We start from the raw sequence: 13,965 nt of genomic DNA on the forward strand, positions 1-13,965 counted from the left end.
AGACCGACCGGAACGGGCGACCAGGGGCCGCAGGCAGCGCGACCACTCGCTCACTACCGTTCCGTCAGGAGCACCGGCGGCTGCAGCCCCCACTCCCGGACGAGCTCGGTGCGCACGGTCACCCCGGAGCCCGGGCCGGTCGGCACGGCGAGCCGGCCGTCGTCGAGCACGAACGGTTCGGTGAGGTCTTCGGCGTAGTACCGGTCGGACGCACTGGTATCCCCCGGGAGGGTGAACCCGGGCAGCGCGGCGAGCGCCACGTTCATCGCCCGGCCGATGCCAGTTTCGAGCATCCCGCCGCACCAGACGGGGATGCCGCGGGCACGGCAGGCGTCGTGGATCGCGACCGCAGGCAGGTAGCCGCCGACCCGTCCGGGCTTGATGTTGACGATCGAGGTGGCGCCGCGGTCGATCGCGTCGATCGCGACACCGACCGAGACGATGGACTCGTCGAGGCACACCGGCGTCTCGATCGCCTGGGCGAGCACCACGTGCGAGGCGATGTCCTCCTCGTCGAACGGCTGCTCAATGAGAAGCAGCCCGGAATCGTCGAGGCGGCTGAGGTGCGCGATGTCCTCCCGCGTGTACGCGGTGTTCGCGTCAACCTGCAGGGCGGCATCCGGTCCGAGCAGGTCACGCACCCTGCGGACCGGTTCAAAATCCCAGCCCGGCTTGATCTTCAGTTTGATGCGGCGGTAGCCAGCGTCGACGTACCCCTGCACTTCGGTGAGCAGTTCATCGATCGACGGGCTGATGCCGACGGAGACGCCGCAGTCAACCTCGGTGCGGACGGCGCCCAGGTAGTGGGCGAAGCTGATTCCGGATGCCCTCAGCTCGGCATCGAGGACGGCGGCTTCAAGCGCCGCCTTTGCCATGCGGTGTCCGACGACCGGGGCGAACAGCCGCTCGAGGTCGGCCGCCCTGACGTGGGGGGCGCGAAAGAGCAGCGGGGCGAGATGGTGTTCGATCACGTGCGCACAACCCTCGACATACTCGGAGCTGTACCCGGGCGTTTTCCCGGCCACGCACTCGCCCCAGCCCTCGCCGACGTCGGTGACGAGGTGCACGAGCAGAACAACCCGCTCGGTTTCACGGCCGAAACTCGTCTCGAAGGGGCGGACGAGTGGCATCCCGACACGGTGGAGGGTGATCGATTCGACCTTCATGGCCTGACCTTAGCGTGTCACCGCTGGGGTCACCCTACGTGAACAGGTAGCCGCCGTTCACGAACTCGACCGAGAGGCCCTCCTCGAAAGCGGGCACGAAGACGGCGCGGGATGCCTCCCGGAACTCGGCTGCGGCATCCGGGTTGTTCCACCGCAGGGTCTCGAAGTCCTCGTGGAGCTCAAAACGGATGCCGTGGTCGTGGGCAGCGGGCTCCGCGCCGGTGTTCGCGCCGGGCGCTGGCTCTTTTTCACCCGCGCCGGGCGAAGACGCCCGCGCGAGCACCCGCGAGATAGCCGAGTCGACACCCGGCGAGTCCAGCTGCCAGCTCACCTCGAATCGGTCGCTCGCATCGGCGCCCGAAATGGAATCGTCGAGGCGGCCGTAGAAGTCGGGAAGGTACGCGCGCACCGTCGCGCCGAGCTTCTCCAGGTTGAGGTGGGCGTTGCGGCGGATGAGCGGGTCGAACGTCCAGCGCACCTCGCGCACGTCGTGATCGAGGGCGAGCGCACGCTGGGCCAGTTTGAGGGCGAAGCCGACGCCGCCGCGGGCGGCCGGGGTCACAGCGGTCACGTGCGAGTGCACGTGCAGCCCGCCATCCCAGCCCAGCACGCCGACGAGGGCGCCGACCGTCGCTCCCTCCCGTTCAGCAAGCAGCACGGTGTTCCCCGCGTGGGCGATGGCCTGAACGAACGACGGGTCGGCACCTGCTCCACGGCCCCAGGTCTCATCGAGCAGCCGGGAGATCTCGGCAAAGTCCTTCAACGCCCGTGCCGGCCGGATGCCGACGCCGCAGTCGCGCGCGGCGGCATCCGCCTGCTCGCGGGCCGACGTCACGCCACCGATTCCTTACGGTCGGGGATGGCCGGCGATTTCTTCCGTATCGGTTCACCTGAGATCTTGGCAGCGAACGGTGCCCAGAGGATGAGCACGACCCCCGCGCCGAGCAGGGCACCGCCGATGGTGTCGGTGAGCCAGTGCACGCCGAGGTAGGTGCGGGAGAACATCATCAGGGCGACCCAGACCGCGCCCGCGATCCAGACCCAAAGCCTCGGGAAAATGATGCCGAGGGCGACCGCCATGGTCGCCGCGTTCGCCGCATGGCCTGAGGGGAAGGACCCGTGATCGCTCAGGACGAGCATCTCCTCGGGGCGGGCGCGGTCGACCAGGTTCTTCAGAAGCTGCACGACGGCGACGCTGGCGAGCGACGCCAGCGCGAAGAACAACGCCGACCACGGCCGTTTCATGATCAGCAAAACAATCACGACGACGATCGGCAGAATGAACGTGGCGAAAACACCTCCGCCGAGCCAGTTCATGCCATACGAGAGCCATTCGAGGATGGGAAGCCGATCGTCATCGAAGACCTCTTCGCTCCACTCGGAGTCGAGCGCGAACGGCAGTTCGTTGGCGCGCTGCATGATGAGAACGGCGAGGATAACGCCGAGTGCGAGCGCGATTCCTCCCGAAATCCACGGCCAATGGTTGGCGACGCGTTTAGCGGACGGATCGGCCTGTGTTGAGGGATCGACGCGTTGTTGAGACATTGGTTAATAATGCACCGGCTCGCGAAGAAACGGTCATTGACAGCCGACATTGACAGCGGCGTACCCGGTGTGATCTGTACCGGGTCGATGGCGGCATATGTTCTGGCACCGAGGATCGAGTGTCAAGCCCCGCGGGGTTCAATGCCATCCCGTCGCATACTGACTGTGCCAGCAGCACCCACCCCGGGCTGTTGTCTCTCGCCTGATGCCCCCTGAGCGAAAAAAACAGTCGAGCAAAGGAAGATTCACGATGATTGAGACCAGCTCTATCGACGCCGTCATCGGCGCAACCGCGTACGACAACGACGGAGACAAGATCGGCAAGGTCGGCCAGGTATACGTCGACCCCGACGACGGCCGCCCAGTCTGGGCCAGCGTCAACACCGGTTTCTTCGGCACAAGCGAGTCGTTCGTGCCCCTCGAGAACGCAACCCCGGACGGCGACACCCTTCGCGTCCCGTATGACAAGGCGTTCGTCAAGGATGCTCCGCGCATCGACGTGGACGGCGAGCTCTCCACGGTCGACCAGGAGAAGCTCTACGAGTACTACGGCATGAGCTCCAGCTATGCCGGGGCCGATTACCGCGACACCGACACCGCCGACTACACAGACACCAGCAGGAGGGACACCGTCGGCGGCCCAGGACAGGACACCTCCGGTCCGAACACCGACTCCGCCATGACCCGCTCCGAGCAGCAGCTGAACGTCGGCACCCAGAAAGTCCAGACGGGCAAGGCACGGCTCCGCAAGTACGTCGTCACCGAGCAGCAGAACGTCACGGTTCCGGTGCAGCGCGAGGAGGTCCGGCTCGAGCGCGAGCCGATCACGGATGCCAACGTCGGCGACGCCATGTCGGGCCCTGACCTCAGCAACGAGGAGCACGAAGTCACGCTCACAGAGGAGCGCGTGGTCATCGAGAAGGAGACCGTTCCTGTCGAACGCGTCCGCCTCGACAAGGACACGGTCACCGAGCAGCAGAGCGTGTCGGAAGAGGTCGCTCACGAAGAGATCGAACTCGAGGGAGACACCACGGTTCGCGGAACGGATCGCGACCGCGTCTGAGTACCTCTGACCGAGACAATACAGCGGTCGGCCGGCTTTTCGCCGGCCGACCGCTTCTTGTCTGTGAACGGGGATGCGTTGAGACCGGATGCCGCGGCATCCGATCCTCTCACGGTGTCAGCAGCAGCGTCCCTGCGGGTTGCGGTCCTGCTCGTCGTCGCGTTCACGCCAGAACACACGTTCAGGCATCGGCGGCGTATCGGGGTGCGTGACTGCATGGTGGGCGAGGTATACCTCGTACGCGTTGTCGCCCATCACCGCCTTCACGTAGCGCCCGGCGGCGGTGAGGCCGGCCTGGAGAACGTTCATTCGTGCCTCGCTTTCACCCGGCGACGCTCGACGGGGAGAGCATCCCACTCTTTCTGGATACGTTTCTCGGCCTTGCTGGACCAGATCCCGGAACCGGCGAAGATCCTCGACGGCACGATCGGGTCCTCGGTGTTGATACCTCCACCGTTCTGGAACGCTCGGATGGTGCGGTACACCGCGATCCCGATCACGATGACGGTGAGGGTGACGAAGAGGATCGACAGCGTGCCCTGGACGAACGTGTTGCGCACGACCGCTTCCATGGCCGCCCTCGTCGGCGCGGTGCCGAAGCTCTCTTCCCCTTGCTCGAGCGCGTTGCGGAACGCGGCGTTCTGCGCCCAGTACCCGACGGCCGGGACCGGCGAGAAGATCTTGTACAGCGACGCGGTGACCGTGACCACGGTTGCGAACGCGAGCGGCAGGGCGACGACCCATAGGTACTTGAAGTACCCGCGGTCGGCGACGATGGCGAGGCAGACAGCGAGGGCGATTGCGGCGAGCAACTGGTTCGCGATCCCGAAGAGCGGGAACAGCGTATTGATCCCGCCGAGTGGGTCGGTGACCCCCATGATGAGGATCGCTCCCCAGGCTGCGACCATGATGGCCGTGCAGATCCAGGCACCGACCGTCCAGCTGGCATCCCGGAACCGGGGAATGACATTTCCGAGCGTGTCCTGGAGCATGAACCGGGCGACCCGGGTACCTGCGTCGACGGCGGTGAGGATGAACAGCGCCTCGAACATGATCGCGAAGTGGTACCAGAAGCTCATCATCGCGGTGCCGCCGATGAACGACTGCATGATGTGCGCAAGCCCGACGGCGAGAGTCGGCGCGCCACCGGTGCGCGAGACGATGCTTTCCTCACCAACGTTCTTCGCCGTTTCGGCGAGCAGCTCAGGGGTGAGGTTCACGCCGGTGAGGCCTAGCGAGTTGACGAACGCGACGGCGCCTTCGATCGTCCCGCCGGTGTTCGCGGCGGAGACGTTCATTGCGAAGTACAGGCCGCGGTCGATCGAGATTGCAGCGACGAGGGCCATGATCGCGACGAAGCTTTCCATCAGCATTCCGCCGTAGCCGATGAACCGGGCCTGGCGTTCCTTCTCGAGGAGCTTTGGAGTGGTTCCGGATGCGATCAGCGCGTGGAACCCGCTCAGCGCGCCACACGCGATGGTGACGAAGAGGAACGGGAACAGAGACCCAGGAACGACGGGGCCACCCGCCGGGTTTCCGGCGAATTCGCTGAATGCGGGGACGCTGATCTCGGGCCGCACGAAGATGATGGCGGCGGCGAGCATGAAGATCGTGCCGATCTTCATGAAGGTGGAGAGGTAGTCGCGCGGGGCGAGGAGCAGCCACACCGGGAGGATCGCCGCGATGAAGCCGTAGATGATGATGCCCCATGCGATGGTCGTGCGGTCGAGCGTGAATGCCGCTGCACCCCATTCGGTGTCTGCGACCATGCCACCGCCGATGATGGCGGCCATGAGCAGGACGAAACCGATGATCGACACTTCGGTGATCTTGCCTGGGCGCAGGAAGCGCAGGTACACGCCCATGAACAGGGCGATCGGGATGGTCATCGCGACGCTGAAGACACCCCAGGGGCTCTCGCCGAGGGCGTTGACCACGACAAGGGCGAGGATGGCCACGATGATGACCATGATGACGAGCGTCGCCAGGATGGCGGCTGTTCCGCCGACCCGGCCGAGCTGGTCACGGGCCATCTGGCCGAGCGAACGGCCGCCCCGGCGGGTGGAGAAGAAGAGCACGAGGTAGTCCTGCACCGCGCCGGCGAGGATGACGCCGACGATGATCCAGAGCGTGCCGGGCAGGTAACCCATCTGTGCGGCGAGGACGGGGCCGACCAGCGGACCCGCTCCGGCGATCGCGGCGAAGTGGTGACCGAAGAGCACGCGCCGGTCGGTGGGGACGTAGTCCTTGCCGTTGGCGTTGTACTCGGCCGGTGTCGCCCGCCGGTCGTCTGGCCTGGTAATCGCCCGTTCGATGAACTTCGAGTAGAAGCGGTAGGCGATGAGGTAGGTGCAGACAGCGGCGAAGACGAACCAGATCGCGTTCACGGTTTCGCCGCGAACCACAGCGAGCATGACCCAGGCCACACCGCCGAGCAGGGCGATCGCCGCCCAGATGGCGATCTTCGCGGGAGTCCAGTGGCGCTCCTCTGCCTCCCGCTCGTCGTCGGGGACAGCGACCGGGGGCAGGGTGGGATCCTGCTCGATCGTGGCCGCCGTGGTGCTGGCCGGAACGGCACTGTCTTTCTCGTGCCTGGCGTCGTAACTCATCGGAACCCCTCAGTCGCTTTTTACCCGCGCTGCGTGGCATCCGTTCCGCCACGTCGCGAGCTTGTGTTAGCTCCGATGCTACAGCCGCGGCGGCCCGAACGGGGGCCACTGATCGGCTGGAGTGGCAGCGCCAAAGAGACCCGTGGTTGAGGGTTGCCCGTTACCCGACGAGCGCTGGCACCCGCTTCGGCTGCACGACCAGCCACAGGGCGCCGATCGACACGAGGGCCGTCGCGAACATCACCGACCCCATCGGCACAGCGGTGTCGATGCCGAGCCAGCCGACGATCGGTGAGATAACCCCGGCGAGTCCGAAGTTCAGGGCGCCGAGAACGGATGCCGCGGTGCCCGCCTCACGGGCGTGGTTCACCAGGGCGAGCACCTGAACGGCGGGGAAACCGAAGCCGGCAGCCGTGATGAAACAGAACAGCGGGATGAGTACGCCCAGGAACCCGACACCGGACTCCGCGAGCACCACGATGGCCAGGGCGGCGAGGGCCTGGACGGCGGTGGTCACGCCGAGGATCCATTGCGGGCCGTAGCGCCGCATCAGTCGTGACGAGATCTGCACGCCGAGGACGATGCCGAGCGAGTTGATCGCGAAGAGGTAACCGTACTGTTGCGGGTTGAGCCCGTACACGTCCTGGAACAGGAACGAGGAGGCCGACAGGTAGGCGAACAGTCCGGAGAAGCTCATCCCTCCGATCAGGGCGACGCCGACGAAAACCCGGTCGCTGAACACGGCACGGTAACGCTCACGAGCAGTCGAGTGGCCGGCGACCACGCGGCGCTCAGGAGGCAATGTCTCGACGATGAAGAGCGACACGGCGATGATCACGAGCACCCCGTACAAGGCGAGGAACACGAACAGGCCGCGCCAGTCGAGGAATCGCAGCAGTTGCGATCCGATCACCGGGGCGAAGATCGGGGCGAGGCCGTTCACGAGTGCGAGGCGCGACAGCATCCTGACCAGCGGTTTCCCGCCGAAGAGGTCACGCACCATCGCCATCGCCACGACACCGCCTGCCGCTGCGCCTGCACCCTGGAGCACCCGAAAGACGCCGAGCCAGACGATGTCCGGGGCGAATGCGGCGCCGACGCTCGCGGCGATGTGCACGCTTGTCGCTAGGAGCAGCGGAAGGCGACGCCCGACCTTGTCGCTCCACGGGCCCATGAACAACTGGCCGACTGCGAAGCCGATGGTCGTACCGGTGAGGGTGAGCTGGATGAGCGTCGCAGAGACGTTGAGCTCGTTCTCAAGCACGGGGAACGCCGGCAGGTACAGGTCGATGGTGAATGGACCCAGCGCCGTGAGCGCCCCGAGGATGACAATGTAGACGAGTCTCTGCCGGCGCGAGAGCGCGTCGCCTGGGTGCACAACGGTGGTCATGAAAGTTCAGTCCTTGGTACGAGCGGGAGAGCCGGGAATGCCCCGGCCGACTACCGGTGCCCTGAACGTAACCGCTTGGTCGGGGTGGTATTCCCGTTCGGCGACAGAAATCGAATCGATTCGACCTGGACGAAAAGGCAGTACCAGTGGCAGAGCCCGTGCACTCAACAGGTGGCAATCCGCGACTCGAACGCTCGACAGGAGAAATGCCCGTTTGCAGGACCAACCCTCCTGTTGACCGGCGTCAGGCTCCCGCGCGCGCGGCCACGCCGGCCGGATCGGCGAGAAGCGGCTCGAACACCAACTCGGCCGCCCCGATCAGCAGCAGATCCGGCCCGAGCGTCGCACGTACGATGCGCACGTCCTCGTACGACGCCGAAAGCGTCTGCCCGGCCACGAGCCTTTCAAGCAGATCCGCGTCAATCGCATGAAGCGAGCCGAGGAACCCGCCCAGAACCACGAGTTCCGGGTTGAGCACGTTGATTGCGTTCCGGATCGCGATGCTGAGGATGCCCAGCTGCCGCGACACCTCACGGCGCACCTCTGCGTCGTCCGACTCGAGCAGCGCCCGCTCCAGTTCCACCGGATCGGCAGACTTGAGGCCCAGCAGCTCGAGCAGGCGGCCCCGGTTGACCTCATCCTCGAGCACTCCCCCTGTGGAAGGCTCGGCGGGCCCATCGGGCGCGGTGACGAGGTTGTGCCCGAATTCGCCTGCGTAGCCGCCGGCGCCGCCGAGGGGCATCCCGTTGGCGATCACGCCGCCTCCGATGCCGCTCGCCCCGCCGTTGAGGTAGATCAGGTTGCTGACCTCGCGGCCCGCGCCGAAGATGTGCTCGGCGAGCGCTCCGAGGCTTGCATCGTTGGCCGCGAAACAGGCGTACCCGGTCGCTTCAGCAAGGAGAGTAGCCACGGGTTCATCAACCCAGCCGAGGTGCGGCGCCAGGCGCACGAGGCCGTCCGGTGTGCGCACCAACCCGGGAACAGCCACCCCGACACCGGCGACCACGACGGATGCCGGCAGCCCGGCCCGCAGTTCGGCGATCAGCCGGGCGGTCACCTGCACCGTTTCTGCCACCCCCAGCGGTTCTTCCAGTTCGTGCCTCACCTGTGTGATCACGTGCCCGTGCATGCGCACGACTCCGACGGTGATGGCATCCTGCTCTGGGTTCACCGCGAACGCCACGCAGTCCGGGTGCGGGCGAACCACGGGCGACGGCCTGCCGACACTGCGGGTTCCGGCTGGCTCGACCTCGATGACGAGGCGAAGCGCGGTGAGTTCGCCGACCAGCGCGGCAACGGTCGAGCGGTTGAGCCCGGTCTCCCGGGTCAGCGTCGATCGAGACACAGCTCCGCTGTGGTGAACGAGCCCGAGGATCCGAGACAGGTTGTATCGCCGAACCGTATCGAGGTTGGTTCCGCGATTGTTCATCGGTCAGCTCGGAGTTCTGTGGCTGCCGGCAGCTGAGGCGCACCAGTGCGCACGGTTCGTGGGCGAGCGTTCGAGGATTTCATAGTCCAGACGAACGATACCGAACTCTTTCTCTGCCGACTGTCGCCGGTTCGTCACCATGAGTCCGGCGTCGCGCCTTCTGGCACCGCCTCGGGGCGCTTGACCGTGCTGGACAGCTCAACGACCCTGTGCTCCCTGCCGGCGCGCAGCACGGCATCCATGATCTCGAGCACGTGGAACGCCAACTCGCCCGAGGCCCGGTGCGGGCGATCGGTCTCGATGGCTCGGGCCATATCGGCAAGGCCGTACCCTCGCCCAGCGTCACGGTAACCGACGGATGCTTCGACCGTCGTCCAGCCCGGCTCGTCGGCGGTGTACAGCGAGACGGGTTCGGAGAACTGGTTCGGGTCGGGTACGGCCAGGGTGCCTGAGGTGCCGTACACCTCGAACAGGGGCGTCTTCGTCGCCCACACGTCGAAGCTCATCGTCACGGTCGCCGTGACACCGTCGGCGTGCTCGAGCAGCGCGTTGATGTGCGTGTCGACCTCGACGGCAATGGCGGTCCCTGCCAGCGGCCCGGTCGCAATCGACCGCTCGCGCACGGATCGGCGCGATGTTCCTGACACCCGGAGTACCGGGCCGAACAGCGTGACCAGACTGGTCAGGTAATACGGACCCATGTCGAACAGCGGCCCACCACCCGGCTGATAATAGAACTGGGGCGCTGGATGCCACCGCTCATGGCCGGCCGCGCTCCAGTGCACCGCTGCGGCAACCGGTTCACCGATCGCGCCGTCGTCGAGGAGGCGGCGCGCCGTCTGTACGCCCGTCCCCAGGACCGTGTCCGGGGCACTTCCGACCCGCAGTCCGCGCTCCGCGGCGAGCGCGAGAAGGGGAGCGCCTTCGTCAGGGCTGAGCGCAAGTGGCTTCTCACCGTAGACGTGCTTGCCGGCCTTCAGCGCGCGGATGCCGATCTCTGCGTGCGCCGCAGGAATCGTCAGGTTGAGAACCATGTCGACGTCGGGATCCGCGATCAATTCATCGACGCCCAGGGCGCGCACACCCTGCTCGGCGGCGACGGCCGCTGCGCGCTCGGCGCTCAGGTCTGCGACTGCGACGAGGCGAATGCCGGGGAGCGCCGGGAACTGCTCGAAATACTGGGCGCTGATGTGCCCCACGCCGATCACGCCGACTCTCAACGGGCTGCCCACAGCAGTCCCCTTTCAACGATGGTCCGGACGTTTGGGTTGTCGAGCACCTCGAGGCGGTGCCCGGCGGTGCATACGAAAATTCGGCCGTTCCCCCATTGCCTGGTCCAGACGGCCGGTGTTGTGACCGGTCGGTTCCAGGCGTCGAAGTCCCGTGCGGCGACGGTCGTCGAGGCGAGCACATCGTTGTGGTCGTCGCTGAGAACCCAGTACTGCTCGGTTTCCAGTTCGAAGTCGCTGAGTCCGGCCACGATCGGGTGGTCGGCGCGCTCGGGCACGATGTTAATGGTGTGACGCAGGTAGTTGTCTGCCTGGGTCCCGTCCAGCTGGTCTTTGGGTGCCTTGGCCGCATGGTGCGCGAACTGCCCGCCGATCATGTGCAGGTAATCGGCGCTGTTGCGGTATGAGTCAGCGATCCCGCCGTGCCATCCGCCAAGGCCTGTCCCGCTCCGAACCGCAGCGATGAGCCCGGCCAGTTCGTCCGCCTCGATGGTGCTCATCGTGTTGGTCTGCACGATGAGGTCGACCGTCGCGAGATAGTCGGCATCCGCGTAAACCGCCGTCGAGTCCTCCACCCGGACCTCGAATCCGTTGGACTCGAGGAACGGAATCATGCTGTTCGTCGTCTCGATGGGCTGGTGTCCGTCCCAGCCTCCGCGGACGATGAGGGCCCTGCGCTGCACGGTCATCGTTGTCCTTTTCGTTCATTGGCGCACGGTGCGATTCTTGTCCCCGTCCCTGTAATATGTTTTAATAACCAACATATCACCAACGACGCTGAAAACGGAGCACGTTCATGTCACTTACCCCCACCCGCGAAGACAAATTCTCGTTCGGGCTCTGGACCATCGGATACAACGGAGCCGACCCTTTCGGCGGCCCCACCCGCGCACCCCTCGACGTGGTGCACGGCGTCGAGAAGCTCTCGGAACTCGGCGCATACGGCCTCACCTTCCACGATGACGACCTCTTCGCCTTCGGTTCGACAGACGCGGAGCGCCAGAAGCAGATCGACCGCCTCAAGCAGGCCCTCGCAGACACCGGCATCATCGTGCCGATGGTCACCACGAACCTCTTCTCGGCTCCCGTCTTCAAGGACGGCGGCTTCACCTCGAACGACCGCGCCGTGCGCCGCTTCGCTCTCCGCAAGGTGATGCGCAACGTCGATCTCGCCGCAGAGCTCGGCGCGAAGACCTTCGTTATGTGGGGCGGCCGCGAGGGCGCCGAGTACGACGCAGCCAAGGACATCCGCGGCGCACTCGAGCGCTACCGCGAGGCAGTCAACCTGCTCGGCGACTACGTCACCGACAAGGGCTACGACATCCGCTTCGCGATCGAGCCGAAGCCGAACGAGCCGCGCGGCGACATCCTGCTGCCGACCCTGGGCCACGCCATCGCCTTCATCCACACCCTGGAGCGCCCCGAACTCGTCGGCGTCAACCCCGAGGTCGGTCACGAGCAGATGGCCGGGCTCAACTTCACCGCCGGCATCGCCCAGGCGCTCGACGCGGGCAAGCTGTTCCACATCGACCTGAACGGCCAGCGCGGCATCAAGTACGACCAGGACCTCGTGTTCGGTCACGGCGACCTGCAGAATGCGTTCTCGCTCGTCGACCTGCTCGAAAACGGTGGCCCCAACGGCGGACCGGCGTACGACGGCCCGCGCCACTTCGATTACAAGCCCAGCCGCACCGAAGATGAGACCGGCGTCTGGGAGTCCGCTGCAGCGAACATGCGCACCTACCTTCTGCTTAAGGAGCGGGCAGCGGCGTTCCGTGCCGACCCCGAGGTGCAGGCGGCCCTCGCCGCCTCGCGCGTCGACGAGCTGTCCACCCCGACCCTGGGCGCGGGCGAAAGCTACGACGACTTCCTCGCCGACCGTTCGGCCTACGAGGAGTTCGACGCCAACGCCTACTTCAACGGCAAGGGCTTCGGCTTCGTCCGCCTCCAGCAGCTGGCGCTCGAGCACCTGCTCAACGCCCGCTGATCCCAGCAGCCTGCGCATAACTCCGCCAGAATTTCCTCAGTGGGTTGCCGCTAGCCGGTAACTCACTGAGGCAACGGATGCCGCCCCGCGGATTAGCGGAGTTATGCGCACTCCCACACCAGAACCCCGAAAGGTACCTCATGGCCCTCGTCGCCGGCGTCGACTCATCGACCCAGAGCTGCAAGATCGTGATCGTCGACGCCGACACCGGCGACATCGTGAGGAAGGGCCGTGCACCACACCCGGCGGGCACGGAGGTGGCGCCGTCGGCGTGGTGGGAGGCGCTCCAGTCAGCGATCTCCGCTGCCGGCGGGCTGGATGACGTCGTGGCGATCTCGGTCGCGGGGCAGCAGCACGGCATGGTCGTGCTGGACGAGGACGGCCGGGTGATCCGCGACGCCCTCCTGTGGAACGACACCCGCAGCGCACAGGCCGCGCGCGACCTTATCGACGAGGTCGGGGCGAACGAATACGCCGAGCGGCTCGGCGTCGTCCCTGTGGCCTCGTTCACGGCGGCGAAGCTCCGCTGGCTGCGCGACGCGGAACCCGAGAACGCAGCCCGCGTCGCCGCTGTCGCGCTCCCCCACGACTGGCTGACCTGGCGCCTCCGCGGCTTCGGCCCGGTCGACGACTCCGAGCTCGGCCCAGTTCTCGAGGAGCTGACAACCGACAGGTCCGACGCCTCGGGTACCGCATACTGGTCCGCCGTCACCGGTGAATACGACCTCGACCTGTTCGAACGCGCCCTCGGCCACTCGGCCGCCCTTCCCCGCGTGCTCGGCCCTGGGGAGCAGGCAGGTATCACGACGACTGGCACCCTCGTCGGCCCCGGCGCAGGCGACAACGCAGGCGCCGCGCTCGGCCTTGGGGCGGCATCCGGTGACGTCGTCCTCTCGATCGGGACGAGCGGCACCGTCTTCGCCGTGACCGAAACCCCTGCAACGGATGCCACAGGCACGGTTGCCGGGTTCGCCGACGCGTCAGGACTGTTCCTGCCCCTCATCGCGACACTCAATGCGGCGCGTATCGTCGACTCTCTCGCCGCGCTCCTCGGGGTCAGCCAGAACGAGCTCGGCGATCTCGCGCTCACAGCCGAACCCGGTTCCGGCGGCCTCGTGCTGCAGCCCTACTTCGAGGGCGAACGCACGCCGAACCTCCCGGACGCCACAGCAACGCTGTTCGGCATGACCCTCGGCTCGACGACGCGGCCGAACCTGGCCCGTGCCGCGATCGAAGGGCTGCTCTGTGGCCTTGCCGACGGGCTCGAGGCGGTGCGAGCGCAGGGCGTCGACGCCCACCGCATCCTTCTCATCGGGGGCGCCGCGCAAAACCCGGCGGTTCAGCGGATCGCCGCGCAGGTCTTCGACGTTCCGGTCGTCATTCCAACCCCGGGCGAGTACGTCGCCGTTGGGGCCGCGGCCCAGGCTGCCTGGGCGCTGACCGGCGACCGCCCCTCCTGGCCGCTGTCGGTCGTCGCTGAGCCCGCCGTCGACTATCGACCCGTCATCCGCGAGCAGTACCGGGCGCGCCGGGCCTGACCGGCGGCA

At 66.6% G+C, this 13,965-nt stretch carries 12 protein-coding genes; 3 read left to right on the top strand and 9 right to left on the bottom strand.

From position 1 onward, the window contains the following. Positions 1–53: 53 nt before the first annotated feature. The 3 genes from menC to BM197_RS01015 are packed head-to-tail and all read right to left on the bottom strand — an operon-like array spanning position 54 to position 2,711. Positions 54–1,166, bottom strand: coding sequence for an o-succinylbenzoate synthase (gene menC, locus BM197_RS01005; RefSeq protein WP_090708031.1), 1,113 nt, complete (start codon positions 1,164–1,166; stop codon positions 54–56). Positions 1,167–1,200: 34 nt separating this feature from the next. After that, entirely contained in the window at positions 1,201–2,001 is an 801-nt protein-coding gene (locus tag BM197_RS01010; protein ID WP_090708032.1) for a hypothetical protein, read from the bottom strand. Further along, positions 1,998–2,711 (bottom strand): phosphatase PAP2 family protein, encoded by a 714-nt coding sequence (locus BM197_RS01015; protein ID WP_090708034.1) that lies wholly within the window; start codon positions 2,709–2,711, stop codon positions 1,998–2,000. The genes BM197_RS01010 and BM197_RS01015 overlap by 4 nt, the downstream gene beginning before the upstream one ends. 250 nt (positions 2,712–2,961) lie before the next feature. Between BM197_RS01015 and BM197_RS01020 the strand changes: the two genes are divergently transcribed. Continuing rightward, positions 2,962–3,774 carry a DUF2382 domain-containing protein gene (locus tag BM197_RS01020; protein ID WP_090708035.1) on the top strand — a complete coding sequence of 271 codons (813 nt, stop codon included), beginning with the start codon at positions 2,962–2,964 and terminating at the stop codon, positions 3,772–3,774. Between the two features lie 117 nt (positions 3,775–3,891). Here BM197_RS01020 and BM197_RS01025 read toward each other — a convergent pair whose 3' ends face one another. From BM197_RS01025 to BM197_RS01050, 6 genes are all read right to left on the bottom strand, one after another. Beyond that, positions 3,892–4,083 (bottom strand): YbdD/YjiX family protein, encoded by a 192-nt coding sequence (locus BM197_RS01025; protein WP_090708037.1) that lies wholly within the window; start codon positions 4,081–4,083, stop codon positions 3,892–3,894. Continuing rightward, complete coding sequence (locus BM197_RS01030) at positions 4,080–6,383, bottom strand: carbon starvation CstA family protein (RefSeq protein WP_090708039.1); 2,304 nt, start codon at positions 6,381–6,383, stop codon at positions 4,080–4,082. The genes BM197_RS01025 and BM197_RS01030 overlap by 4 nt, the downstream gene beginning before the upstream one ends. Positions 6,384–6,543: 160 nt before the next feature. Beyond that, positions 6,544–7,773 (bottom strand): multidrug effflux MFS transporter, encoded by a 1,230-nt coding sequence (locus BM197_RS01035; protein WP_090708040.1) that lies wholly within the window; start codon positions 7,771–7,773, stop codon positions 6,544–6,546. 244 nt (positions 7,774–8,017) lie between these two features. Then, positions 8,018–9,202: an ROK family transcriptional regulator gene (locus tag BM197_RS01040; RefSeq protein WP_090708042.1), complete on the bottom strand. Its 1,185-nt coding sequence runs from the start codon at positions 9,200–9,202 to the stop codon at positions 8,018–8,020. 134 nt (positions 9,203–9,336) lie between these two features. After that, complete coding sequence (locus BM197_RS01045; protein WP_090708043.1) at positions 9,337–10,434, bottom strand: Gfo/Idh/MocA family protein; 1,098 nt, start codon at positions 10,432–10,434, stop codon at positions 9,337–9,339. Beyond that, positions 10,419–11,120 carry a ThuA domain-containing protein gene (locus BM197_RS01050; protein WP_090708045.1) on the bottom strand — a complete coding sequence of 234 codons (702 nt, stop codon included), beginning with the start codon at positions 11,118–11,120 and terminating at the stop codon, positions 10,419–10,421. The genes BM197_RS01045 and BM197_RS01050 overlap by 16 nt, the downstream gene beginning before the upstream one ends. Before the next feature lie 107 nt (positions 11,121–11,227). Between BM197_RS01050 and xylA the strand changes: the two genes are divergently transcribed. Next, positions 11,228–12,418 carry a xylose isomerase gene (xylA, locus tag BM197_RS01055; protein ID WP_090708047.1) on the top strand — a complete coding sequence of 397 codons (1,191 nt, stop codon included), beginning with the start codon at positions 11,228–11,230 and terminating at the stop codon, positions 12,416–12,418. A gap of 140 nt (positions 12,419–12,558) precedes the next feature. Then, positions 12,559–13,956 (top strand): xylulokinase, encoded by a 1,398-nt coding sequence (xylB, locus tag BM197_RS01060; RefSeq protein WP_090708048.1) that lies wholly within the window; start codon positions 12,559–12,561, stop codon positions 13,954–13,956. Positions 13,957–13,965: the final 9 nt, after the last annotated feature.

It is taken from the genome of Mycetocola miduiensis, assembly GCF_900115155.1.
Lineage (GTDB): Bacteria > Actinomycetota > Actinomycetes > Actinomycetales > Microbacteriaceae > Mycetocola_A > Mycetocola_A miduiensis.

Coding starts and splice junctions, on each gene's coding strand:
- xylB (WP_090708048.1), top strand. CDS start 12,559: ATGGCCCTCGTCGCCGGCGTCGACTCATCGACCCAGAGCTGCAAGATC.
- menC (WP_090708031.1), bottom strand. CDS start 1,166: ATGAAGGTCGAATCGATCACCCTCCACCGTGTCGGGATGCCACTCGTC.
- BM197_RS01035 (WP_090708040.1), bottom strand. CDS start 7,773: ATGACCACCGTTGTGCACCCAGGCGACGCGCTCTCGCGCCGGCAGAGA.
- BM197_RS01030 (WP_090708039.1), bottom strand. CDS start 6,383: ATGAGTTACGACGCCAGGCACGAGAAAGACAGTGCCGTTCCGGCCAGC.
- BM197_RS01025 (WP_090708037.1), bottom strand. CDS start 4,083: ATGAACGTTCTCCAGGCCGGCCTCACCGCCGCCGGGCGCTACGTGAAG.
- BM197_RS01020 (WP_090708035.1), top strand. CDS start 2,962: ATGATTGAGACCAGCTCTATCGACGCCGTCATCGGCGCAACCGCGTAC.
- xylA (WP_090708047.1), top strand. CDS start 11,228: ATGTCACTTACCCCCACCCGCGAAGACAAATTCTCGTTCGGGCTCTGG.
- BM197_RS01040 (WP_090708042.1), bottom strand. CDS start 9,202: ATGAACAATCGCGGAACCAACCTCGATACGGTTCGGCGATACAACCTG.
- BM197_RS01015 (WP_090708034.1), bottom strand. CDS start 2,711: ATGTCTCAACAACGCGTCGATCCCTCAACACAGGCCGATCCGTCCGCT.
- BM197_RS01050 (WP_090708045.1), bottom strand. CDS start 11,120: ATGACCGTGCAGCGCAGGGCCCTCATCGTCCGCGGAGGCTGGGACGGA.